This is a genomic window from Jeotgalibaca porci, assembly GCF_011299095.1.
GTDB lineage: Bacteria > Bacillota > Bacilli > Lactobacillales > Aerococcaceae > Jeotgalibaca > Jeotgalibaca porci.
This window is the reverse complement of sequence record NZ_CP049889.1, coordinates 727,510-753,857: the sequence shown is the minus strand read 5'-3', so window position 1 is coordinate 753,857 and position 26,348 is coordinate 727,510. Positions and strand designations below refer to the sequence as shown.

Here is a 26,348-nt window from a genome sequence, read left to right as displayed (position 1 = left end):
ATTTAAATAGACAATTGGAGGCAGACACTTGAACGAATATCCCTTACTACCGAAACAAATGCCAGCGACAATCAAATCGGTTTGGCGCAAAACAATCCTTTTAACAACAGCGGTTTTCATCATTATTGGTGTAGGACTGACCGTTTTACTCGCCAATCTTGACTCAATCAATCGCGCCGTAACAATCGGTCTATCCATCTATTTTGGAGTCACTCTTCTGACTACGGTAATCGCGTTGGCCCTCATCCCATACCGGTACCAATTTTACCGTTTTGAGGTGACGCCTGAAGACCTTGCTTTCCAAAAAGGCTACTTTTTCCGTTCCATTACATACGTGCCGATGAACCGGATTCAGCACGTCGAAACCGAACAAGGCCCGTTTCTTCGCAAAGAAAACCTGATGGAAATCGTCATTCACACAGCTGCAACCAGCCACCGTATCGCCGGACTGGATATGGCGGAAGCTTTAGAATTACGCGAACAAATCATTAATCTTGTAAAGGTGGCGAAAGAAGATGTCTAGCCGCCAGAAATTCCATCCCATTGCAATCGCCAGTTATTGGCTCCAAACCATCAAACAGTGGGGCTTCTATATTCTTTTACTCGTTTTAAATAACGGCCTGCGCGAAAGCTTTACTCTATTGGCACTCGCAGCAATCGCGCTCTTAGCCCTGGTACAAGCACTCATTAAATATTTCACGCGTACGTACGTCATTTCACCCGAGAAAATTATTATTTATCACGGCTTTTTTAGGAAAAAGGAAACCGACATTCCCTACGAACGCATCCAAACGATCAAGCAACGCCAGTGGTTCTTTTACAAACCGTTTAATATCATTCAAATTTTGATTGAAACAGCAGGCGGTAGCAAAAAAGAAGCAGAGGGCGACCTGCCGGCAGTCGCTACGGCGACGCTTCAGTTGCTGGAAAGCTATCGGCACCGTGCACCGTTGGAAAATGAAACGGAACAGGCAGCCACGCATACATATCACGTCACGGATGAACAGATTATCCTATTTGGGCTGACCGACCTGAGTATTCTAGCATCATTGACCGCCTTAATGGCATTTGGAACCGAGTTGATACCCGATAGTTGGTATACAAACGCCGTCACTTCCGCCGAAGATGTTTTCCGACGCGGGTGGGTATTTATGGTAGGAATCGTTTTTATCGTCTTACTTTTAATCATGCTCATTTCATTAGCCAAGAACTTTTTTCAGTTCTACAACTTCAAAGTTTCCCGCAGCAATCAAACCTTAACGATTGAAAGTGGACTCCTGGAACGTAAAGTACAAAAAGTCCCCGTCGATAAAATTCAAGGGATTCGTATCAGGCAACAACTTTTACGTAAACTATTGAAACTTTCAACCGTAGAAATTATGCTCGCAGGGGGACAGGAGCAGCAAGGCGAAAACAACGTTCCCAAGAAACTGTATGTCTTCCCGATTATTTCGGACCAATCATTGTATTCGACATTAGATGCTCTTTTACCGGAGTGGCAAATGCAACAACCAGATTTCGTTTTAGCATCCACAAAAAATAGTTGGTATTTCTGGCGCTGGTATCTCTTAACGCTCCCTCTTATAGGAGGAAGTTTCTACTTCAACTTATATGTAGGCATTCTGTCTGTCAGCGCGACCGCTTTTTTCCTTCTTTGCACGTGGTTGGACTTCCGTTATCAAGGTTATGCCATCCAAACCGAAAGTCGCTTATGTCTACAAACATTTGAAGCCTTGACTAAAGTTCAGACCTTTGTAGAAAGGCCGAAAATTCAAGCAGTAAGCAACCAAACGAGTAAATGGCTGTATCCCAAACAAATTGGTCACACTAGTATGGCAATTAAAACCGGTCTTGGAACGGAAAACTTACGCCTTAAATTCATTAACCAAAAGCATCAAGAAATACTCAAACAATTTTATAAACCTCTGGAAAGCCCTTGTAAATGAAAAAAGAGGGCTTTTTTCATTTTATACCACGAATTACGTGATAGCCTATATTTTCATTATTATCAATAAATTTATTATTAGTAATTTTATTGCTAACGCAACAAGTGAAAACTTACACATAAAATTTAAAAATTGACTCAAATAGCGATATAATCCGCATGAATAATATATATAAAGCATTCCGGGTCAAATTTAATCAAAATGTAAGAACTTGTAGTCATAGCAAATGTAACTGCTTTCCAATAGAATGAAAGGGTATTCAAGATGAGAGTCGCAAAACAAATAAATAAAAAATTGTATGATGATCGAAAAATCACATACGACACCGAGTCAATTGCTGCTCCCGGGAAAAGTATCAATTGGACGCTCATTTTAAGGTACAGGATTTTGAAATTATTCATATTTTATTTACCAAGGAGATGGAATGAATGGCAAAGGAAATCGCAAAAGCTTCTCAAAATGAATTAACTTGGAAACACAAAATTGGTTACGCTGCTGGTGACGCTGGTGGGGTAATGACGCTTGTATTAGTAAGCAGCTACATGACCCGTTATATTACAAACGTTCTAACAATCCCGTATGCAACGTTATCTGTCCTATTACTGATTTGGAACATCTGGGACATGGTGAATGACCCGTTGATGGGAACATTGATGGACAAGACATTTGCGAAAGCGAAAAGTGACCGCGACAAATTCCGTCCGTGGATTCTGTACTCCATCGCACCAATCGTATTAGGAATTATCGCATTCTTCAGCGTACCAAGTCTGTTAAACGGTTTTGCGGCTGTTGCAGCACTGTTTATCTTCAAAATTATTTATGAGCTTGGTTACACTATGATGAACATCGGAATGGGTTCTTTACTTGGAACAATGGCAACGAACGACCCTGAACGTGCGACACTTTCTTCAGCACGTGGAATGGGTTCTACAGTGGGTAGCTTGGTAGGGATGGTTGTCGTTCCGCAAATCCTTTCACGTTTAGGCGAAAATCCACAAGGTTACTTCTGGGCTGCAGTTGTCTGTGGTATTTTAGGTGGATTCTCAGTATTGGTTCACTACCTATGGACAGAAGAACGTAACATTACTGAAAAAAACAGTGATCCTAATGACGAAAAGAACAATGTTAAATTTACAGATATTATCAACGTATTTAAAGAAAACCGTGCTTTCTTGGCACTAAGTTTACACTCAATCATTATTGTGTTTGGTACAACTATCTATAACCAATTTAATGCTTACATGTATGCAGACGTATTAGGAGATATCAGTCTTCTAAGTTACACATCTATCATCTCAATGGTCTTGACAATCGTTATCTTGACATTCGCACCCGGATTGGTAAAACGCTTCGGTGGAACTGTAAGAGTGATTCGTGCAGCCCTATTAATCGGAATTGCATTGATGGGTTCATTATTCGCACTTATGTTGGGAGCGGATGTTCCAGCTGTCTTATTCTTGGTAGCATCTGGTGTTGGTTTCGCAATGATTAACTTGTCTGTTCAAATGCAATGGGGACTTGTTGGTGAGTCCATCGACTACAACGAATACCTAACTGGTAAACGTACAGAAGGTGCAATCTATGGTACGTTCTCACTAACGCGTCGTGTGGGTCAAACAATTTCTCAATCACTTGCTGTATTAATGATCGGTTGGATTGGTTACAACCCAGAACTGACAAATGCTGGCATTGCACAAGCAGACGGAACAATCTTCAGTATTAAATTCATGACGCTCGTTGTTCCTGCAATTGCAGCGCTTGGATCATGGGCATGCTTCAAGTTCATCTGGCATCTAGAAGGCGACTTGCGTGACAAGTTGACACTATGGAAAGACAGTAAAACAGCCGACGTAGAAGGATTCGACGAAGAATAATAACAATAAAAAGTCCATAATGAGTGATAAGCTCCCTTCAAAGTAGACACTGAAAAAAACAAACTACTTTGAAGGGGGTTTTTTTCTATGACTAGAAAACATACCGATCCAGAACTGTTACATTTAATTGATTTACACCTAAGGGGTGTTTCTTATCGAACGCTTGTTGATCAGCACCATCTCAAACTATCTGATACCACTTTTATGAATTATGTCCATCGGTACCAGGACCATGGCATGGAAGGGATCCGCTCCCAGAAGAATTACCGCAGTTACTCGAAAGAATTCAAGCAGAAAATTGTAGCTGAATACCTACAGACGGGTTACGGCTTTTCATACTTAGCCGCTAAATATAACATTCCATCTAAAACAACGGTAAACAAATGGGTAATTCGATATACTGAAGGAAAAGAGAATGAGACATATTCTCCGAAATCTGAGGTGTACAACATGACGGGTGTTAAAAAATCATATGAAGAAAAATTAAAAATCGTAGAAGATTACATAGCCAATCGCCTGACTTATCTGGAAGCAGCGGAGAAAAACCATGTAAGTTACAGTAACATTTATTCCTGGGTGAATAAATACAAAAAGCATGGACCGATAGGTCTGGAAGACAACCGGGGCCGCGGGAAGCCCACGGAAATTCAAACAACGGAAGAACGTTTAAACGCAGAAGTAGAGACACTCAAAGCCCGGAACAAATGGCTAGAAATGGAGAACGATGCGTTAAAAAAGCGCCGAAAAATCGCTGGGAATCACAAATCACAGGGGTTAGACAAGAAGTGGAATATTTAACTATTGAAGAATTAAAGCATAAATATCCCGTTATCCATCTTTGTGACATACTGGGTATCGCCAAATCCAGCTACTATAAGTGGTTAAAACGGGAACCCTCAGAAACAGAATTAAAACGCCTGAAACTGATGTGGGCGATCAAAGGAATCCACGAGGCATTCGGTGGGATTTACGGCTACCGAAGAATGACCATCTTTCTCAACTTTTTTAGAAGAGCGAAAGTGAATCATAAGTGTGTACACCGCCTCATGAGAATCATGGGGATCACAGCCGTCATCCGTCGCAAAAGAAGGAACTACGTGCCACACAAAGCTGCACATGTGGCTGAAAACATCTTAAACCGTGATTTCCACGCTGAAAGACCCATGGAAAAGTTATTGACGGATGTCACGGAATTCCGGTTGACCAATGGGACAAAACGTTACCTGAGCGCTATTTATGACCTCGGGTCAAAGAAAATCGTGGCTTATAAAACCAGTCACCGCAATGACAACCCGTTAGTACTGGATACACTAAAGCAGATTTTGGGTGATGTAAAGCCTGAAACCACACTGATTCATAGCGACCGCGGTTCCCAGTACACCTCCCATGCCTTTAACAAGATGATTAAAGATCACCAGATAATCCATAGTATGTCACGCGTCTCGAAATGTATTGACAACGGCCCTATGGAAGGCTTTTGGGGTACCCTCAAGGTGGAGATGTTTAACCTGGATACGTTTGACAGACCAGCGTACTTAGACCGGAAAATCAAGGCATACATCGCGTTCTTCAACAATGAACGCGTTACTTTGGATATGGGATTAGCAATTCCTACGGAAGAGAAGATTCTACAAATGATTGCATAAACGCTACAAAAAAAAGACCACACATTTTTACATGCATGGTCTAAAATACTTTGTTTTTTTACCTGTCTACTTGACAGGGGGCAGTTCAGAGCGCTGCTTATTATGGACTTTATTTTTTTAGGAGGAGTAAGCACATGAGAACGCGTTTTTTATCGAAATGTACAAACCAGGAAGTTGAAGCATACTTACAAAAGAATGATTTAATTTTCATCCCGGTCGGGGTAACAGAATTACACGGCGGCCTGCCTTTGGACTCGGAGACGGTTATTTCTGAAGCAGTTGCGTTGAATCTGGCTGAAAAAACAGACGGACTGGTCTTGCATAATTTGCCGTATTTCTACGCGGGTGCCACCATATCCGGACGCGGAACGGTACAAGTTTCCGTTCGCGACGGAATCGACTATTTGTTGGCCGTAGCGAAGTCCTTGTATCGCCAAGGATTCAAACGCCAAGTATTTATCAGCCTGCACGGACCGGCATCACTCACAATCGGTCCCGTTATTCGTGATTTCTTTGAAGAGAAAAAAGTACCGTTACTGTACATCGATTCCATGGTCACGATGATGAAACCCGAATTCGCACAGAAGTTTTTTGGCGGCGAAGGGGATCCGTTTACCGATTTAATCCTGGCCGGTTATGACTACTTGGGTCGTTTGGATGAGGTGCCTTTAACAACGCCGGAAAACGATTTTTCCGAGAAAAAAGAGCCATCGCTTGCCTTTGCGAACGACTTATTCCGTTCCGCATTTGGTTCCAGTTCCACAGCCTACTACTTCGGTGAACTTTCTGATCATATGCCGACCCACAAAATCGAATCCGTCGAACACCGCCAACAAATCGCCGACAACGGCAAACCGTTATTCGATGCCTTCGTGGAAAGCTTAGAAATCGAGAAAAAAGTGGCGTTATTAAAAGAGTTAGCCGATTTTCAAGACGAAGTGGTTATTCCGAAGTATAAAGATTGGTTGTATGAATAGAAAAAACCGACGCGAGTCGGTTTTTTATTTTGTAAAGGTGCAAAGGTTAGTCCGAAAAGTCTAACTTTTGCACTCTTTCCCTCAAAAGCGTGCATAGGTCCATTCAAACCAACTGACTTTTGCACTCTTTTCCTCAGAAGCGTGCAAAGGTCCACTCAAACCAGCTAACTTTTGCACGCTTAGACCGGCAAGTCGGCAAATCTAAGCAAAAACGCCCCGACCTTTGCCGACCGGGCAACCTACCTCGGCAAAGGTTGGTAAAAATTCACCTACTCTTGCCGACCCAGCTCCTAAGTACTAAAACAATAGAATGTTTTCGCTTGCAATTTAATTAATTATGTTTTATACTGTTGTCGAAACGTTTCGATAAAACGCTTTCTCTTGTCGGAACTAACAAACAAATTTTTTTAGGAGGAATTTTTAATGGCTATATTCAAGAAAATGTTACTGGGCTCTCTTTCACTCGCAACAATCGGGTTGCTCGCAGCGTGTGGTAATGAAGGAGAAACCGACGGGTCAGGTACTGGATCAGATTCTTCAGAAACGGTTACTTTTTGGTTCATGGGCGATGGTAATGAACAAGTGCAACCTATCTTAGACGCCTTCACGGATGAAACAGGCATTGCAGTTAATGTTCAAAGTATTCCTTGGTCCGCTGCACATGATCGCTTACTAACCTCTGTTGCTTCAGGAGAAGGACCAGATGTCGTTCAAATGGGAACAACTTGGATGGCCGAATTTGTAGACGCGGGTGCTTTGATGGACATTAGTGAGTACACTGAATCATCAGAAGATTTAAAACCAGAAAATTTCTTCGAGGGTAACGTTGCAACAACTCAAATCGACGGCGCTACCTATGCTATTCCTTGGTATACAGAGACACGTGCACTTTACTATCGTACCGATTTACTAGAAGAAGTAGGATATCCAGAAGCGCCACAAACATGGGACGAGTTAAAAGATGCTGCAACAAAATTATCTGAACGTGGAGATAATATGTATGGTTTTAATGTGGACTCAGCGGACCAAACATTCGCAATGATGTTTGCTCGTCAAAATGGTTCCGAACTATTAAACGAAAATAACGAACCACAATTTACAGAACCAGAATTTACCCAAGCAATGGAGTACCTAAACGGCTTTATCCAAGACGGTGCTGCACCTGGGCAAGACTTAGGTCTGGATATCTCTCAAACATTTGGTGGAGAAGGTATCGTACCGATGTTTATCAGTGGACCATGGATGATTTCAATCATTAATGAAAACGCTCCAGACATTGAAGGCAATTGGGCAACGGCAGTGCTTCCCGAAGGACCAGAAAATAACCTATCCAACACAGGTGGCGCGAACTTGGCAATTTGGAACAGCACTGAGAACGTGGACAACGCAGTCCTATTACTCGAATTTATGTCCAAACCAGAAAATCAATTACAGTTTTTAGAAACATCAAGCTCACTGCCAGCTAACATGGAAGCTTGGGAAGATGAAGCATTATCAAACGAATTAATTACGACATTCGGAGAACAACTTGAAAATTCAGAACATATGCCATTGCTACCAGAATGGGAGCAAATTGCACAAAGCTTCTTAACGTACTGGGAGCAAATCACGGTAGGTGGCGCGGACGTTGCGGAACAAATGGAAACATTTAACGAAGAGGCAACGAACGTCTTAAACTAAAACCATAGATTCTGAAGAATAAGCCCAGAGATGAGTACGAGTTAATCGGATTCCAACTTCTGGGCTTTTCATTTTTTGAAATAAGAAAAGGGTGGAAAAAATGAAATCAAGAAACAAGTTAGCACCATGGGTTTTTATTACACCTGCGATGATTTTACTCATCGCGTTTTCGATACTACCCATTTTTATTGCTTTTTTTATCAGCTTCACGGACCTGAGCCTTTCGGGGCTTGCCGATTTTTCCCGTATTGAATTCGTCGGACTGGAAAATTACCAAGACGTTACTTCCGATGGGGTATTCCTGCAATCCATTGGCAACACACTCTTTTATGTTGCATTAGGTGTTCCCTTAGTAGTTACCTTGTCCTTAACGGTTGCAGTTCTTATTCAAATGGGTAATGGGCCATTCTTTGATATGATGCGTTTGTTCTTTTACTCACCATCAATCACCAACATCGTTGCGATTGCCATTGTTTGGTCATTCCTATTCAATCCGAATCAATCCATTGGGCTCATTAACCAAGTCCTCTCCTGGGTCAACATTGGCCCGATTGGCTGGCTTCAAAACCCACAAGTAGCAAAAATATCACTCATCATTCTGGCTGTCTGGCGCGGATTGGGAATCAATATGTTGATTTTCTCAGCCGCATTACAAAATATTTCACCAACACTTTACGAAGCAGCTGAAATTGATGGCGCTACCAGATGGGAGCAAATTTGGAATATCACAATTCCACAATTAAAATTCTCAACTTTCTTCGTTGTTGTCACGACGATTATCGGTTGGTTGCAATTCTTCGAAGAACCATTTGTTATGACCGAAGGGGGTCCACTCAATAGTACGATGAGTATCGCCTTATTCATCTACAAGAACGGGTTCCAGTTCAACCGCTTTGGCTATGCAGCGGCCGGATCGATGATTCTTTTCGTCATTATCATCGTAGCGACGCTCTTGCAAATGAAAGTGCAACGTCGCCGCGACGAGAACACAATTTAAGAAAAGAGGAGAGAAGTTATGCTTTCAGTAAATAAAAGCACCAAAATAATAATCGGTGTGCTAATGGGGATTTGGGGCGCAATTACAATCATCCCATTTATCTGGATGATTCTGTCCGCTTTTAAGACCAATCCAGAAATCGTCTCTATGACACCATCACTGTTACCAAACGAATGGACATTCAATAACTTCCGTGAGCTATTTCAGCGTTTGAACTTTGATGTCTACCTTGTAAATACGCTAATCATTACCTTTTTCAGTTTTGGCGGTTTGCTCATTAACGCCATGGCGGGCTTTGGCTTTGCCAAATACGAGTTCAAAGGCAAAGAATTTCTTTTCGTCCTCGTGTTGGCAACGATGATGATTCCCGGCCAAGTAACGATGATTCCCGTTTACCTAATCTTGAACCAACTCGGCCTCACCAACACCTATGCCGGCATCATCCTACCCGGGTTAGCGGGGGCATTCGGTATCTTCCTGTTCCGACAATTTTTCGCGAACATTTCCGATGAGATGCTGGAAGCAGCACGTCTTGATGGAGCGAGCGAGTATTACATTTTCTTAAAAATAGCCTTGCCACTTTCGAGACCAATTCTCGCTGTTCAAGGAATACTCACTTTTATCGGCGGTTGGAATTCCTTCCTATGGCCATTAATTATTGCCAACGATCAAAAATACTACACTTTGTCAGTCGGCCTCCAGCTCCTTCAAGGCCAACACGGTGCGAATTACGCGTTACAAATGGCCGGAGCAGCGTTTATGGTTATACCTATTTTAATTATCTTCTTAATTTTCCAAAAATACATTCTGCAAGGATTCGACATTTCCGGCGGTAAATAACAGGAGGAAGCAACGTGGATATTACAAAACTACAAGACTTATTCAAGCAAATGACTCGCGAAGAAAAAATCGGTCAAACCGTACAACTGACGGGGAATTTTTACGATGACGACACGGCAGCCATTACCGGACCTATGAAAGAAATGAATGTCTCCGCAAACGACCTCACGCGTGTCGGCTCTATTTTGGGAGGTACCGGAGCAGCTGATATCCGTCGTATTCAAGACGACTATATGAAAAAAAACCGTCTCGGCATTCCTTTGTTATTTATGGCGGACGTTATTCACGGGTATCGTACTATTTTCCCGATACCACTAGCCCTAGCAAGTTCATGGAACCCCGCTCTTTTTGAAGAAACGGCACAGATGGCCGCTCGCGAATCAGCAACAGCTGGCGTACACGTTACCTTTTCGCCGATGGTTGATTTAGTCCGCGATGCACGGTGGGGACGGGTGATGGAGTCAACTGGCGAAGATCCTTTCTTAAATGAAGAATTCGCCAAAGCTATGGTGCGCGGTTACCAGGGTATTGACCTAGAAAAAGACACAACGCGACTCGCAGCATGCGTGAAACATTTTGCTGCTTATGGCGCACCAACAGCCGGTCTCGACTACAACACAGTCGATTTATCAGAGCATGCTTTACGTGAAAATTACTTTAGCGGGTACGAAGCAGCAATCAAAGCAGGAGCTAAAATGGTTATGTCTTCCTTTAATACGATTAAGGGAATTCCCGCGACAGGAAATAAATGGTTGTTACGAACAGTCTTACGCGAAGAAATGGGCTTTGACGGCGTAGTAATTTCTGATTGGGCTGGCATTAATGAATTGATTCCACACGGCATTGCCGAAAATTTAAAAGAAGCGGCCAAGCTGTCACTTGAAGCGGGGATTGACATCGACATGATGAGTGGCGGTTATTTGCACCACTTGGAAGAAATTATCCAAGAAAATCCGGAAATGGAAACATTGTTGGATGAAGCAGTATGGCGCATATTATTGTTGAAAAATGAACTGGGGTTGTTCGAAAATCCCTACCGCGGCGCTGACGAAGCCGCTGAAGCAAGAGAATTATTTAACGAAACGAATCGTAAACTTGCCCAAAAAGCTGCCGAAGAGTCAGTTGTTTTATTGAAAAATAACGGTGTTCTTCCGCTTAAGACCAATGAAAAAATTGCTTTAGTTGGACCTAAGAAGGAAACGCAGGACCTATTAGGCAGCTGGTCACTTAATGGCCTGGAATCGGAAACGCAATCGCTAGCGGAAGTGCTCGAACAAGCAGTTCTTATTGAAGATAATGAAGTTTTTAATGGCTTGAACAGTTACAAACTGTCAGAACTTTATACAGCCGATAAAATCATCGTTGCTTTGGGAGAGGATTCGTTTATGAGTGGGGAAGCGGCAAGCCGTTCGAACATTCAACTGCCCAAAAACCAACTGCTATTGTTGGATGAATTGAAACAACTTGGCAAGCCAATTATCGCTGTCATTATTACCGGTCGACCGCTCGATCTATCAGACGTCGCTCACCAAGCGGATGCCATTGTCAATGCGTGGTTCCCGGGAAGTCTTGGTGCGCAAGCAATCGCAGATATTTTGTACGGCAAAGTAAATCCAAGTGGGCGTTTGACAATGTCATTCCCACGCACCGTCGGACAAGTACCGATTTACTACAATCGGCATACAACTGGACGCCCCTTTACTAATAAACAGCAAGGCGAAAAATACTTGGCGCGCTACTTGGATACGGAAAATACACCGCTTTATCCGTTTGGGTTCGGCCTGAGCTACGCAACTTTTAGCTACAGCGATTTAAACGTATCAAAACCGACATTCACCAAAAATGAAGAAATTACTGTTACAGTTTCGGTCACTAATACGAGCGACAGAAGCGGGACTGAAACGGTGCAGTTGTATGTCCGTGACCATGTAGCACAAGTTGTTCGGCCTATTAAAGAGTTGAAACAATTTAAACGAATCACGCTCGAACCAAACGAAACGCGTGAAGTTGTATTCCAACTAAGGGAAGAACACTTCCACTACTTGCATCCAGATGGCACGTGGTCAAGTGATCCTGGTTCATTCGAACTGATGGTAGGACCAAACGCAGAAATGACACAAGCAGTTACGGTTGAACTGATTAGAGAATAGGAGTTTTAAAATGTATGTAATTGACCAATCGCAAACAACACGAATAAAGCTGAAGGCGGGTACGCTACAAGCTGAATTTTTATCAACAGGAGATTTATATCGCCTCGGGACCGATGAAACAATGATCAATCAAGTTCTAGCTAATCCTATCGACGGTTCTTTGAATAATATTTACCTACGTATTTATAACACGGACGGTACATTTTCACATACGCCGTTACTCGGTATTCAGTCCAAGAGTGACTTTTCAATCGGTGAAAAGCAAGTGAAATGGACGGGTACCTTTAAGGGCATCCAATACGCAGTCACATTTGCATTGAACGCTGAAAACACGTGGCTCTGGCACATCACTTTAGATGGAAACAAAGAACAAGTGGATGTTATTTACGGACAAGATTTGGGGCTGGCTTCGCAAGGAACGGTGCAAACCAATGAAGCTTATACGGCCCAATACGTGGACCACAATGTCTATGACCACGTTGTCTGTTCCCGCCAAAACATGGCACAAGGCCAAGACAATTACCCATATGTGGAACAAGGGGCCTTGGTGGACGTTGCGAGTTACAGCACCGATGGCTTTCAATTTTTCGGGACTAGTTATAAAGAAACGAATGTCCCACATGCGTTAAATCAAGCTACTCTTCCGTCTGAAATTTCACAGTATGAGTTTAGCTATACGGCCTTGCAAAGCCAACCTTTCCACTTAAATGGCGAAAAAACGCTCATGTTCTATGGGCATCTAGAGGAAAACCATCCTGAAGCAGTGACCGGTCCGAAAGTTTCGAAGCAGTCCCTCATTTTTAAAGCAGAAGCGACTTTCGAGGCGCAGCCGAAATTAACCCGTCATCCCCAAATCGGCGAACCGCTAACAACAACGACGCTGACGAGTATGAAAGAACGCTACCCAAACCGGATTCAAGAAGAAAACGACGGTGCCGAATGGCAGTCTTTCTTTACGAATACATACACGCACGTCGTTTCCAAAGCAAAAGAACGAGCGGTTGAACGACCGCACGGGCATATTTTACTGACAGGCGGCCACCGAAAAGTGGATGAGGCGATTATGACGACTACCTCTTGGATGTACGGCGTTTTTAATGCCCAAACCTTAGTGGGTAATACCGATATGAACAAGTGGTTGACGAATACTCGTAATGCTTTGAATATATTAAAGACTTCTGGACAACGCATCTATGTAAAAATAGACCAAAAGTATCACCTGTTAACAATGCCATCTGCTTTTGAAATGGGCTTTAACTTTGCCAAATGGCTCTACCAGACAGAAGAAGAAACGTTCATTGTCACGGTATTTTCAACGGTTGGAACGAGTGAAATTCGCTTGCAGTTAACAGCCGAGAGTGGGCGCGCCTACAACTATTTAGTGACCAACCAAGTTGTTATGAACCAAAAAGAGTTCATGACGCCTGTTCACGTTGAAGCAAATGAACAAGCTTTGACATTTTATTCCAGTGACCAAACGTTAAATCATGAACGCTATCCGGAATTAAGCTACCGTCTCTTGATAGAGGGTACGACTTTTACTTTGCAAGATGAGGGCTTCTTAGTGGAAGGTGCGGAGCCGGGCTCTGCTTCGTTAGCTGTTCTTGAATTAGCAGCAACGGATGCCTTTGAGATGCGCCTATTGGGGAACGACACGGAACCGACCGAAACAAGTTTTGAAGAAGAAGTTGCGCATTTCAGAACATATTTCCAACAATTAATGAATCACTTTGAATTAAAAACAAAAGAAACGTTACCTTCAGAATTGGAAAAAATGAATATCACTGCATGGTGGTATACGCATAACATGCTGGTCCATTACTTAGTGCCGCATGGCTTGGAACAATACGGTGGCGCCGCCTGGGGAACGCGCGATGTCAGTCAAGGACCGGCAGAATATTTCATGGCAATGCAACAATATGACATTGTCAAAGAAATCATCAAAACCCTTTTTACGCACCAGTTCGAAGAAGATGGCAACTGGCCCCAATGGTTTATGTTTGACCGCTACCAAGATATTTACGCCCACGAGAGCCATGGTGATATTATCGTTTGGCCGTTGAAGCTAGTGGCTGATTATTTGAATCACTCGGGTGATCACAGTATTTTGGATGAAGAAATTCCGTATATGCGCCGCGAAACAGGGGCGTTTACAGAAGAAAACTTTACATTGCGTCATCATTTGGCCAAAGAAATTGCCTATATCCGCGCGAATTTTCTCTGGGACACACATTTATCTAGCTATGGCGATGGGGATTGGGACGATACACTTCAACCGCACGATCAAAGTTTGAAAGTTAACATGGCGAGCAGTTGGACCGTCGCTTTGACATACGAAGCGTTAACGCGTTTTAGTGAAGCTTTAATAGAAATAGATTCAGAATACGCTGGGGAACTGGATGAACTGGCGACAAATATTCGTACGGACTACAACAAATATATTTTGTCAGACACAGTTATTCCAGGTTTCGTTTACATGCCTGATCCGAAAAAAGTAGAATTTATGATTCATCCGACCGATACTAAAACCGGGATTCAATACCGACTCTTGCCGATGATTCAAGGAATTACGAGCGAGATTTTTACGAAAGAACAAGCCGATTCACACTACCAGTTGATTAAAGAACATCTGGCCCATCCAGACGGAGTACGTTTGATGAACCGTCCGGCTGCTTACAAAGGTGGCGTCAGCACGAACTTCAAACGGGCCGAACAAGCTGCCAACTTTGGGCGCGAGGTAGGGTTACTGTACGTCCATGCCCATATTCGTTTTATCGAATCGATGGCCAAAATCGGAAAAACGGAAGAAGTGTGGCGAGGCCTAGAAGTCATCAATCCGATTAATATCCAAGACGTTGTGCCGCATGCGGCTAAGCGCCAAAGCAACGCTTACTTCAGTAGTTCAGATGGGGATTTCGCTACCCGATATGAAGCTGCGAAACATTTTGAAAAACTAAAAACGGGTTCAGTCGCAGTTAAAGGAGGGTGGCGGATTTACTCAAGCGGACCGGGAATTTATTTAAATCAATTGATTGCTAATGCGCTAGGAATCACGGCTTTCAACCAAGACTTAGTCCTCGATCCAGTGCTTCCACCAGCTTACGACGGACTGATGATAGACTTTACCTATTTAAATAAACCGGTCACGTTTAAATTTACATTGGCAACCGAAGTAAATTCGACTATGATAGTAAATGGGAGCAAAGTAAGGGGTACCAAAATTGAGAACCCGTATCGCCAGACCGGTATCCGCGTCTCAAAAGCAGACATTGCGCCGTTACTGAACGATAAAGACAACGTAATTGAAGTTTATTATCAAACCTATTAAATAGAATAAAGAAGGTGTGTATGTGGTAGGGATAAAAGATTTAGCAAAAAAGGCCGGAGTCTCCATCTCGACCGCCTCGTACGCACTGAATGGAAGTGCGAGGGTCAGTGAAAAGACGCGCGATCGTATTTTGGCAATCGCCGATGAAATGAACTACATCCCCAATATGGCCGGCCGAAATTTACGTAAGAAAAGCACTGAAATTATCGGCGTGTACTTAACGAGCTACAAAGGGACTTTTTATGCAGATTTATTAGAAGCAATGTTAGAGGCGGTCAAAGAAAAAGGGTACGACTTGATTACTTGTTCGGGCGATCGCTCACGGTTGTTTTTACCGCAAGGAATGATTGATGGCGCCTTAATCTTGGATGCTTTTTTCCCAGACGAAGAAATAATGAACTACGCCAAGCGCGGCAAATCAATCGTCGTGATGGACCGCACCATCGCACACGCCAATATCCACCAAGTATTACTGGACAACCGCGGCGGAGCGAAACAGGCTGTTAACTTATTACTTGAAAATAAACCGAGCCAACTCTTTGTTATTTCCGGACCATGCGGAAACTACGACTCCGATGAACGACTCATCGGCGCTGAAGAAGTATTGGCAACTACAGATATTGCCTATCAAATCTTACCCGGAGATTATACTGCAGCAGCAGGATATAAAGCCGGCCAGCAAATTTTTGAGCGGTACCAAAATAAACCAATCGGCATTTTTGCCCTCAACGACGAAATGGCAATCGGTCTGTACAACTATTTCAAAACAACAGCATTAGAAATCGGGAAAGATATCTTTATTGTCGGCTTCGATAACATTGAGATTGGAGATTACCTTAAACCGACCCTCACTTCAATCGGCTATTCCGAGTCCGAGTGGGGTAAAGTAGCAGTCAATACCTTATTAGCGATGATTGAAGGCATGAAAACCGAAGATAGAAATATCCAAACCAAAATTTATTCAGGCGACTCCGCTTGAAGACACCCTTTGAACCGTGCTTAACTGGTTCGAAGGGTGTTTTATTTGCTAGACGTGCAAAGGTCCACTAAAAATAACTAACCTTTGCACGCTTTAGATCGGTAAGTCGGCAAAGCTCAGCTCAAACTTCCATACCTTTACCGACCTAGCAACTTTCCTCGGCAAAGGTCGGTAAAAATTCACCAACTCTTGCCGACCAATGCGAAACTACTTCCATTAACGGTTGAAGATGTCGAAGTTTTTGAGAAAATAACTTTCATCCGTCTACCTGGTATAATACCGACGCAACTCCGTCCGCAATAGTCCGCCAATCTATCAAAAATAGTCTCAATCAGCAAGAATCCCTTGCTTTACGGCACGTATCCAGTATAGTTGTAAGGGAATAAATGATGAAGGAAGTGCAAACATGCGTATCAATAAATACATCAGCGAGGCTGGAAAAGCGTCCCGTCGCGGTGCAGATAAATTAGTAGAAGAAGGCCGTGTAACCATTAACGGCAAACGCGCGGTAATCGGCAGCCAGGTTGAGCCGGGAGACGAAGTACGTGTTGACGGGAACCATATTTTCGTAGCCCGAAACTATGTCTACATCGCCTTAAACAAACCAGTGGGCATTACCAGTACAACGGAAAAAGGCGTCAAAGGGAATATTGTTGACCTCGTGAATCATTCGTTCCGCGTCTTTCACATCGGCCGCCTCGATAAAGATTCAGAGGGCTTAATCCTCTTAACCAACGACGGCGATATCGTTAACGAAATTTTACGTTCCGAGAACAGCCATGAGAAAGAGTACATCGTGTCCGTGGATCGTCCGATCAACGACGAATTTTTGAAAAACATGTCCGAGGGCGTCCATATCTTGGGGACCAAAACACTCCCGTGTAAAGTAACCCAAATCTCGAAATACGAATTCAATATCGTCTTAACGCAAGGCTTGAACCGTCAAATTCGCCGTATGTGTGAAGCACTTGGCTACAATGTCTACCAGCTAAAACGTATTCGAATTATGAATATCAAGTTGGAAAAATTACCAATCGGACAATGGCGCTATTTATCCAAAAAAGAAAAATCACAACTATTTAAAGAACTCGATTACGAAGCTAAAGAGTGGTAAGTCTCACTTCTAAATAAATGCCTCGTGACGTATGAACTAAATAGAATAGACGAATGAAACATGATAAAACACCTTCGAAATGGGACACGTACAAAATCGGAGGTGTTTTTGCGTTGGTAAAGTGCAAAGGTCAGGCTGAAAACCCTAACTTGTGCACGCTTCACACCCAATCACTAAACGCCATGCTGCGCCAATTGTGACCCTGATTATTATTAATGAGAAATCAAATCCCTCAGGTTCGTTTTTTTCATTTAAAATCGAAAGGCAATCGTCTCTTTGAACAGCTAGGATTCACATATACAAGCAATCGCACAAATATTTTAGAAAGTTATGAATAGGCGTGAAAACATGTTATACTGATGGGACTCGTAAGCGCTTTCATTAGTGGTGTTCAAACATGAAATTGAATCTAAAGGAGAAAATATCATAATGACAGACTTTAACACAGTCACTGTAACACAAACACAGCAGGCACCAAAAGGTTTTGGACCTTCTTCCTAATCAGTCGCTTTTTCACACTACAACAATTTATCCGCACAATTGCCAATCAACCCGGAAAGTGGTAAGTTGGTAGACGGTGGCGTAAGTGAACAAGCACACTAATGTTTTAAGAATATCCAGGCTATTGTCGAGAGCGTCGGACACGTCATGACGGATATTGTTAAAATCACTGTTTATGTAAGGGATATCAAAGATAGCGATGCCGTAGAAGCGGTTTATACAACCTTCTTCCCAGATTCAGCCATTGCAAGAGCAGTCGCATATGTTCCGGCCCGCACAACCATCCAGGCAGAAGCATTACCGATGGGCGCATTGGTACAAATGGATGCGGTCGTATCCCATGGTGACGGGACACCTCCACAAGCAGTGGAAGACAGACATGGTATCGTGATTGAAGCGAATAATACAAAAAATGCACCAATCAGTCCGTTTTCTACTCAGACAGTCGCATTTTCACATTACAATCACTTATCCGCACAATTACCAATCTCTGTGGATACAGGTGAACTAGTAACAAAAGATGTGAAAGAGCAGACAACGCAATGCTTGACCTATATCAAAGCGATTGTGGAAAGTATCGACCATACAGTAGAAGATATCGTCAAGGTAAACATCTACCTAAAAGATATCGCGGATATGGATGCGGTAAACGAAGCATATGCAACCTTCTTCCCAACTGGCACACCACCCACTGTTTCATTTTAAATGAATATAAAATAAGGGACTGCTTCCACCACTTAGATAAATTTCTAAATGATGGAGCAGTCCCATTTTATTTTCCCCTACAAAATCCCCATCTCACTCTTCACCTTTAATATCCGTAAAACTGCTGCATCGATCAGCTCTTCGGAAATCCGACCATCTTCAACCGCATCCAAGACAGCGGGAATCTGCACCATAAAATCCGAGCTAATCAACACGTCATTTCCAGCCAGTACCGCTAATACAGCCGCTTCTTCCGGTGTTGCGAAAGCTTGCAGTCCGTCCATTACCAAATCGTCGGTCATAATAATCCCTTCAAATCCCATGTCCTCGCGCAAAATCGCAATCACACGAGGAGAAAGGGTAGCCGGCCAATCGGGATCGATGGCTTCCATCACATTATGCGCCACCAAAACCGCTTCACTCCCGTTAGCAATCCCAACTTGAAACGGCACCAAATCGCGTTCTTTCAAAGCTTCCAACGACCGATCATCGTAAGCAACCCCTGTGTGCGTGTCCACATTGCTTCCGTAACCTGGGAAATGCTTCAGCACCGTCCCCATATTCGCATCTTTATACGCGGAAACAAAAACCTCCGCAAACTGCGAAACTTCCGCAACATCAGTCGAAAAGGCACGATGGTAAATAAAATCATCCGGACCACTCGCCACATCAACGACCGGTGCCAAGTTCAAATTAAATCCCAACTCTTTCAGCAGCGCAACTTGCTCCAGCGCAAAAGCCTCCACGCCGTCCCAACCACCTTCGTCAAACGCAGCTCTCGGCGTTGAAAAAGGAACCGAGCGGTACTGCGGGAACGAACTAATCCGCACCACGTCGCCGCCTTCTTCGTCCACCGCCATAAATAAATCAATCGGCATTTCCGCTTGAATGGACGCAATTTCATCATTTACTAGCGCCGGATCCTTCGCTTCAAAATCCTTCGCAAACCAAATATACCCACCCAACTCATAATCACGCGCGTAATAAACCGAATCCACATCCGGATAGCGCGCCAAGAACATTTGACCGACTTTCTCTTCCAACGTCATCTCCGCCAACATTTCCTCTTCGCGGCTCACAACCGGCTCTTCGATTTCAACCTCTGAAGAAGACACACGACTCTCTACCACTGAAGATACTGATTCCTCAACAGCTTCGTTACCACAGCCAGCCAGGAGCAGCACAGGTAAAGCGAAACCCAAAAACTTTTTATACGTAAACATTTTATGTAACCACCTTAACTTTTGAACGATATGTTTCATTATATCAAACAAAGGTCAGAACACTCTATCAAAGTCTTGAACAGAATGCGCGTATATGTATATTATTAAAAATATAAAGATAATAATTCATGATAAAATGCTCGCAAAACATTTTATTTTGCTATACTTAAGGTGGTTTAAATAATTCGAAAGGAGAGAGAATAATTGAAACAAAAATGTCCGAATTGTTCTATAGGTACGAACATGGGAGATAAGTTTTGTGAAAATTGCGGCCACCAGCTGGTTCAGCAAACAAAACGCGCAAAGAAACCAATCGTTTTGGGTGCGCTCATTATCACGCTTATTCTGATCACTGTTTTCATTGGAACGAATGTTTTGGGATCCATTAAAGGCGAATGGGTGATTGATGGAAATAAAGGTAATTTAATTACTCTAACCATTCCCAATAAAAAAGAATTAACAGTCAGTTCTTTGGATTCAAAAACAGGTTCAACAATCACTATTTTCTACGAATTCGAAAAACCGCAATCGGCAGATGAGCCATACGAAGTAAGTACACCCAAAAGAGCTGAAATATATATGCCTATCCAATCGTCAGAAGATATGACGTACTTTTCAGACCGCGGCTTTACAGTTGAAAGAGAGAAAGAGAATTACCTCATTTATGCCAATGAACCAGAGGCCATTGCTTATTTAGCTGATATGGAACGTAAGATGTCCTTCTATGTGGTTGAAAACATGCTAGAAATCATTTATGCGACTGGCGATCAGGCAGAATTTGTCCTAGCAGTACCCCCTGGATCCACAGCAATAGACTATATCACTTTATTTGACGCTGTGATTGATGAACTCAAAGCAACAGAAAATAGTGCTGATTCATCCACAACAGAGCTATTATTAGAAATTAAACAGTTACAACCCGATTCGAAATTATTCATCCATTATTCAAAATTAAATGAACAAAACGCTAAATACTTACAAGCAATTAAAAATAAAGACAAAAATAAACTTCAACAAATCACCGAAAACATTTCCGAATTACCATTGGCCCGTATCGGTGGACTCTATCAGAATTACCGCGATAAAAATGAAAGAATTATTGCCCTGATTGATCAGGCGGTGCAACTGGAACAAGCCATCCAAGCAGCCCAAACAGCGCTCGACGAAGGAGATTATATCGGCGCCGATAAACACCTGGATGTGAGAAGCGAACACGTTGGGGCGGTAGAAGCCTACTTTCCAGAAACGCTGAAAAGTTTGAGAACTTTGCAAGAAGCCATCGCAACTGAAAAATACAAGAACATCACACTTGAAGATTTCTATGGCCTATGGACGAACTATTCAGCCGTTTCAAACTCCGAAGACCGGATGGGTAAACCCTTAATTTATCTGAGTAGCGAACTGGTAATTTCGGCCATTAATCATGGCGAGCTGAATGCTGCGCGTTTTATTTCAGCGGAAGTGAACGGCAAAGTGGCGACTATTACAGCCCAACCGCTACATGGGTATGAACCGGCGGATTTCGAACCTTACACGTTTGATATGACCTTGGAAGAGTCACCAGACCAGAAAGTCGTTGTATTCGCAAATGATCCAACGCTTGAATTTTACTATCAAGAAAATGCCGGTGAATTTACCGAGGACTATGAAATGCTCGAAGAAAAAGGGAAATCTGCATCCAACCATTACCAACTGCGCGAGAACGATTTAGCCTTGTTAGAAACCAATCCTGCTCGTTATATGCTTGGTAAGCGGACGACAGATTATGTAGCAGACTCAAAAATTATTTATAGTTTTCTCGAGAAAAATCCCGACACGAACCTTCCAGGGATTGGGGAGCTGTGGTATTACCGCGAAACAGACACGGGTGACGGCAATCCGCAAACAAAAGCCATTCAATGGTTGATTCAAGCCATCACTTACGCAGATGATATCATTACCGTAAAAGCCACTGAATACCTATCCGATACGCCCATCTATTTCTACTATACATACACAGGTAATGGCAGTCTCGGTGTTTACAATGATGACACGCAGCAAATAACTGCCATTGTAACATTTGAATAGAAATTTATAACAAAGAAGGAGCAACAAAAAATGATTATTTGTCCAAACTGTCAAGCTGAAATAAAAGAAGGTAACAAATTCTGTACGGAATGTGGGACACCTTTAACAGAACAAGCCGCTAATCAAAAAGCACAAGCGCCCACAAGTCAGATCACGATTACCGCACCTAATATCGACTTAACAAATGTTAAAGAGCGAATGGGCAACTACTGGCAATACCTTCTGCAATCAGCAGTGAATCCGAGCTCTAGTTTTGCCAACAGCAAAGCGCTGATGGGGTGGATTCAAATCGCCGTTCTATCATTGTTGACGACGCTGACTCTGGCTGTTTTCCTAAATGACACATATATGTACCTCAGTTTTATTGATTTCATAAAAGTATTCGTGGTTCAAACAGTAGCGACCCTGTGTCCCATTTTAATTGGCTACCTCGTGGTCCGTTTTATCAAAAAGAACCCGATCACGTTTGGCCAAGTAACGGCACAGTTAGGCGGACTTTTATCCTTAAATGTGTTCATTTGGGCGTTGGTTTTCGTATTTAGCTTACTATCGCCATTTGGACTAATGGATATTATTCTCCTGTTAATTGGTTTAACCGGAATTATCAACGTTGCAGCGTTCAACGTGTACCTTTACAGCACTGAAAATCATAGCAAAGTCGATTCTTTCATTACGACTATTATGGGAAATATAGGCTATTTAATCCTAGTGATGATTATCGGACGTATTCTCCTAGGTATGTTTATCAAAGATTTTAGTGGGATTAATATCTTTGAAGAACTCATGTACGAATTTTTTTAGTAGATAGGAGAGAGAATCGATATGAAATTTTGTCCAAATTGTGGAACAGAAAATGAAAAAGATACGCGCTTTTGTAGTGAGTGTGGGCACGACTTTAACGGCGTGGTAGAAGAAAAACGCACAAAAAAAACGGTCACATTAAACAAACCAGCTCTTACGAAAACACAAAAAATAATTGCTGGTGCTACCCTGATCGTTTTACTAGTCGCGTTCGGTGGTTTTAAAATGGGTGAAAAAGCCTATAGCAAAGAGAACCAGGTGAATCACTACATCGAAGTATTAGCATCAGGAGACGCAAGTAAGATTGCGAAAATAGTCGTTTCTCACGATCCACATTTCAAAATAACGAAAGAATCCGTTACACCCTACGCAAATTACCTGACTGAAAATAAGAGCTACGTCAGCGCGTTGGGTGGCTCGCTGAGACAAGACAGTCTCTGGGTTTCAGATGAAATCTACTTGGAGCAGAATGGCAAAACGATGCTATTTTTTGACAAATACGACCTCGTTTTGAATCCCGTTTACTTTAACGTGAGTGTGAACATTGCGGACGCAGCGATACATGTCAACGGCGAAGAGGTCTTCGTTTCAAATGTGGATAGTTTCAGGACAGAAGTGGGGCCTTACGCACCAGGAATTTTCGCAGTCGATGCGGCAGCTGAAATCAATGGCTACGAATTCGCAAATAAAACCGATATAACCGTTTTACACAATGAAGGAACGGAAGTCTACTTGCCAATTGAAGGCGTCGAGTTCAGCGTCACGAGTAATCAAGATACACCCGATGTTTACTTGGGCGGAGAAAAAATTGGAACGTTGACGGATAGTTATGGCGAATTCGGCCCCATTTCGTGGTCGGAAGATTTGATCTTGGAACTGGGAATTGATTTCCCATCTGGCGTTATGAAATCGGAAGCCATTACTCTGGATGATTTCGAGAGAGACTATTACCTCTATTTTGCAAACGACTTTGGTGATCAAACTGTTGTGGATCAATTATTCGGCCCATTGACACGAAAAATTGTCTCTATGTCTGAAGGAGACGGCGAAGATTTGGATGAAGAGGACAATGAAGAGCTGGCCAAGTATTTAACAGGTGGCAAAGACAATGAATTGTACACCCGTTTCACTGAATACGCAGAAGTGTTCCGTGGCAATGCCGATGCCCAAGACTTGGATTGGTCTTTGAAAATTACCGACGTGACACAAACAGACGTCCACCTGTACAACGTCAAAATGGACTTCAAACTAACAACACGCTATACATCAGCATCCGGACGCGATAACCTGGATGAAGCGTATGAATACGAGTTTGTTGTTGAGTCGTTTGAAAATAGTGAATCATGGGAAGGAATTGGATTTACGTTGAGTGAGATCGTTAGCAAGGTAGATACGTTAAATGAATAACGCTTTTTAAAGTGAAAAGGACCGCTCGATCTAGAAAAAAACGATCACAATAATATAGTTGAACCAAACTACGGTGAGGTAGCTGAAAATACCGAAGTTTGCGTAGATGCAGTGGAAAGCAGGAATGAACGATAACGTCGCCTGAGGGATTCGAACCCCCTATCGTCAAATATTATACCAGTGTGAGGAATTTCAATAAAAACACTATTTATCCGTTTTTTAATAGTTAGTGCCCGATACTTCCGATTTCGTAAAGCCATCAAAGCTAAAATAAATACGTTTTTCAACATAAGAATCCTTTTAGTTCAATCGATATGCAAGTCCTTTTCATTCCCATCCTCACCATTGTGGATCAGCTGTTCGAATCACTGATACGGAAAACTTGGATTGGTCCCTGCAAATTACAGATATGATACAAACGGATGTAAATTTGTACACAGTCACAATGGACTTTGAACGAACAACGCGCTACACATCAGCATCAGGTCGCGATAACCTGGATGAAGTCTATGAGTATACGTTTGTTATTGAGTCATTTGAGAGTAGCGAAGCTTGGGATGGGCTTGGGTTTACATTGAGTGAGATAACAAGCAAGGTTGATACGTTAAGTGAATAAGTAGAAATGAGCGCCTCTGAACTAGGGGTGCTTTTTTTGTGGGGAAAGATGAGTCATCTCGGAACACCTACTACATGGAAAATTACTCCGCCATATCTTGTCTTTCTCCGCCAAAAAGGGTAAAATGGCGGAGAAAAGAGGTGAGTGGCGGTGAAAGAGTTCGATTACAGAAATTTAGAAAAATTAACGCTTAGCTATGACTTATTGAATATGTTGACAAAAATACATGAATATAAAGGTAAGCAAGAACTGTACATTGCTGCGAAACCGGAAATACTGGGGAAATTGACAGATATGGCTTTAATTCAAAGTACAGAATCTTCAAATAAAATTGAAGGTATATCAACGACGAATGGACGTTTAAGAGAAATAATGGAGGAGAAGAGCACGCCTCGAAACAGAGATGAGGAAGAAATAGCAGGCTACAGAGATGTATTGAAGTTGATTCACGATAGTCATGATTACATTAAAGTTATACCCAATGATATTTTGACATTACATAAAAACCTTTATAATTATTCAGCTAAAAGTTACAAGGGAAAATATAAAAGCGTCGATAACCTAATAACAGAAAAGGATTTTGATGGCAAGGAACGGGTCCGGTTTGTGCCTGCACCTGCATTTCTAACTCCGGAATTAATGAGCCAATTGTGTGAGCAATACAATCAAGCAATCAGTAAATCAGAAATTGATCCTTTATTATTAATACCTTGTTTTATTCTAGATTTTCTTTCAATCCACCCATTCAGTGACGGAAATGGCCGAATGTCCCGATTATTGACTTTATTATTGTTGTATAAATCAGGGTATTTAGTAGGGAAATATATTAGTATTGAAAAACTAATCGAAACATCGAAACAAACATATTATGAATCGTTAAAGGCAAGTTCCTTTGGATGGTCAGAAAATGAACAAGACTACACACCATTTGTTCGTTACTTATTAGGGGTTATACTACGAGCTTATGAGGGATTTACAGAACGGTTTGAGGTTGTGATAAATCAAGAATTAACACCTTCAGAGCGTTTGCTAGAAACCTTACAAAAAAGTTTTGAACCGTTAAGCAGAGCTGAATTGGAAGAGTTGTTACCAGAAATTAGTCGTCGAACAATTGAGCGCGCCTTGTCAGTATTACAATCTGACAATGTCATTGAGAAAATTGGTAAAGGACGGTCGACTAAGTATCAGTTCATTAATTGAATTTAGAGACTATGGAAAAATGGAGAGAAAAGATAGGATTACAAAAGTATTCGAATTAACAACGCGATACTGAACTTGATATAGAAGGGTATTATTTTTAAACCCCATAGAAAAGAGGCGCCCACCCGGACGCCTCTTTCTCTGTCGCACTATTTCATCTTCGCAAACAATGGAATAACATTTGAATCGTTAAAATAATTTTGGTTTGATGTCTCAGTATATTATTCTAAAAAATAATTTTGGAATTCTACATCCATCCCACTCTTTAAATCCCCCAAAATCATTTATACTATTCTA

19 protein-coding genes and 1 pseudogene are annotated in these 26,348 nt (G+C 42.3%); 19 read left to right on the top strand and 1 reads right to left on the bottom strand.

Translation table 11 applies throughout. The features are described from left to right. The first annotated feature begins 28 nt into the window (after positions 1 to 28). The 14 genes and pseudogenes from G7058_RS03820 to G7058_RS03755 all read left to right on the top strand — a co-directional run. Positions 29 to 523, top strand: a complete 495-nt coding sequence (locus G7058_RS03820; protein WP_227004490.1) for a PH domain-containing protein — start codon at positions 29 to 31, stop codon at positions 521 to 523. Next, the gene (locus G7058_RS03815; RefSeq protein ID WP_166062313.1) at positions 516 to 1,946 is read left to right on the top strand and encodes a PH domain-containing protein; all 1,431 of its coding nucleotides are present in this window, start codon (positions 516 to 518) and stop codon (positions 1,944 to 1,946) included. Before G7058_RS03820 ends, G7058_RS03815 begins: the two co-directional genes overlap by 8 nt. A gap of 428 nt (positions 1,947 to 2,374) precedes the next feature. Continuing rightward, positions 2,375 to 3,820 (top strand): MFS transporter, encoded by a 1,446-nt coding sequence (locus G7058_RS03810; protein WP_166062312.1) that lies wholly within the window; start codon positions 2,375 to 2,377, stop codon positions 3,818 to 3,820. Between the two features lie 87 nt (positions 3,821 to 3,907). Then, positions 3,908 to 4,618 (top strand): helix-turn-helix domain-containing protein, encoded by a 711-nt coding sequence (locus tag G7058_RS03805; protein WP_166062311.1) that lies wholly within the window; start codon positions 3,908 to 3,910, stop codon positions 4,616 to 4,618. Beyond that, entirely contained in the window at positions 4,525 to 5,466 is a 942-nt protein-coding gene (locus tag G7058_RS03800; protein WP_227004412.1) for an IS3 family transposase, read from the top strand. Before G7058_RS03805 ends, G7058_RS03800 begins: the two co-directional genes overlap by 94 nt. A gap of 134 nt (positions 5,467 to 5,600) precedes the next feature. Next, positions 5,601 to 6,443: a creatininase family protein gene (locus tag G7058_RS03795; protein ID WP_166062309.1), complete on the top strand. Its 843-nt coding sequence runs from the start codon at positions 5,601 to 5,603 to the stop codon at positions 6,441 to 6,443. Positions 6,444 to 6,866: 423 nt separating this feature from the next. Next, on the top strand, positions 6,867 to 8,123 hold the full coding sequence (locus G7058_RS03790; protein WP_166062308.1) for a sugar ABC transporter substrate-binding protein: 1,257 nt from the start codon (positions 6,867 to 6,869) through the stop codon (positions 8,121 to 8,123). Between the two features lie 100 nt (positions 8,124 to 8,223). Further along, positions 8,224 to 9,120, top strand: a complete 897-nt coding sequence (locus G7058_RS03785) for a carbohydrate ABC transporter permease (protein ID WP_166062306.1) — start codon at positions 8,224 to 8,226, stop codon at positions 9,118 to 9,120. An 18-nt stretch (positions 9,121 to 9,138) separates the two neighbouring features. After that, complete coding sequence (locus G7058_RS03780; RefSeq protein ID WP_166062305.1) at positions 9,139 to 9,960, top strand: carbohydrate ABC transporter permease; 822 nt, start codon at positions 9,139 to 9,141, stop codon at positions 9,958 to 9,960. 14 nt (positions 9,961 to 9,974) lie between these two features. Beyond that, complete coding sequence (bglX, locus tag G7058_RS03775; protein ID WP_166062304.1) at positions 9,975 to 12,110, top strand: beta-glucosidase BglX; 2,136 nt, start codon at positions 9,975 to 9,977, stop codon at positions 12,108 to 12,110. A 10-nt stretch (positions 12,111 to 12,120) separates the two neighbouring features. Then, entirely contained in the window at positions 12,121 to 15,438 is a 3,318-nt protein-coding gene (locus G7058_RS03770) for a GH36-type glycosyl hydrolase domain-containing protein (protein WP_166062303.1), read from the top strand. Positions 15,439 to 15,460: 22 nt separating this feature from the next. Then, complete coding sequence (locus G7058_RS03765) at positions 15,461 to 16,417, top strand: LacI family DNA-binding transcriptional regulator (protein WP_166062302.1); 957 nt, start codon at positions 15,461 to 15,463, stop codon at positions 16,415 to 16,417. Between the two features lie 406 nt (positions 16,418 to 16,823). Next, the gene (gene rluF / locus G7058_RS03760) at positions 16,824 to 17,531 is read left to right on the top strand and encodes a 23S rRNA pseudouridine(2604) synthase RluF (RefSeq protein ID WP_166062301.1); all 708 of its coding nucleotides are present in this window, start codon (positions 16,824 to 16,826) and stop codon (positions 17,529 to 17,531) included. 501 nt (positions 17,532 to 18,032) lie between these two features. Continuing rightward, positions 18,033 to 18,719 (top strand): annotated as a pseudogene (locus tag G7058_RS03755) (RidA family protein); the annotation flags it as partial. A gap of 95 nt (positions 18,720 to 18,814) precedes the next feature. On the opposite strand, the gene G7058_RS03750 reads toward G7058_RS03755, so the two are convergent. Beyond that, positions 18,815 to 19,960: a glycoside hydrolase family 3 protein gene (locus G7058_RS03750; RefSeq protein WP_166062300.1), complete on the bottom strand. Its 1,146-nt coding sequence runs from the start codon at positions 19,958 to 19,960 to the stop codon at positions 18,815 to 18,817. A gap of 204 nt (positions 19,961 to 20,164) precedes the next feature. On the opposite strand from G7058_RS03750, the gene G7058_RS03745 reads away from it, so the two are divergent. The 5 genes from G7058_RS03745 (at position 20,165) to G7058_RS03725 (ending at position 26,051) form a co-directional block, all read left to right on the top strand. Next, positions 20,165 to 22,027, top strand: a complete 1,863-nt coding sequence (locus G7058_RS03745) for a zinc ribbon domain-containing protein (protein WP_166062299.1) — start codon at positions 20,165 to 20,167, stop codon at positions 22,025 to 22,027. A 30-nt stretch (positions 22,028 to 22,057) separates the two neighbouring features. Further along, positions 22,058 to 22,828: a zinc ribbon domain-containing protein gene (locus tag G7058_RS03740; RefSeq protein ID WP_166062298.1), complete on the top strand. Its 771-nt coding sequence runs from the start codon at positions 22,058 to 22,060 to the stop codon at positions 22,826 to 22,828. A 21-nt stretch (positions 22,829 to 22,849) separates the two neighbouring features. Next, positions 22,850 to 24,235 (top strand): zinc ribbon domain-containing protein, encoded by a 1,386-nt coding sequence (locus tag G7058_RS03735; RefSeq protein WP_166062297.1) that lies wholly within the window; start codon positions 22,850 to 22,852, stop codon positions 24,233 to 24,235. A gap of 430 nt (positions 24,236 to 24,665) precedes the next feature. After that, entirely contained in the window at positions 24,666 to 24,851 is a 186-nt protein-coding gene (locus tag G7058_RS03730) for a hypothetical protein (protein ID WP_166062296.1), read from the top strand. Positions 24,852 to 25,001: 150 nt separating this feature from the next. Next, on the top strand, positions 25,002 to 26,051 hold the full coding sequence (locus G7058_RS03725; protein ID WP_166062295.1) for a Fic family protein: 1,050 nt from the start codon (positions 25,002 to 25,004) through the stop codon (positions 26,049 to 26,051). Positions 26,052 to 26,348 lie beyond the last annotated feature (297 nt).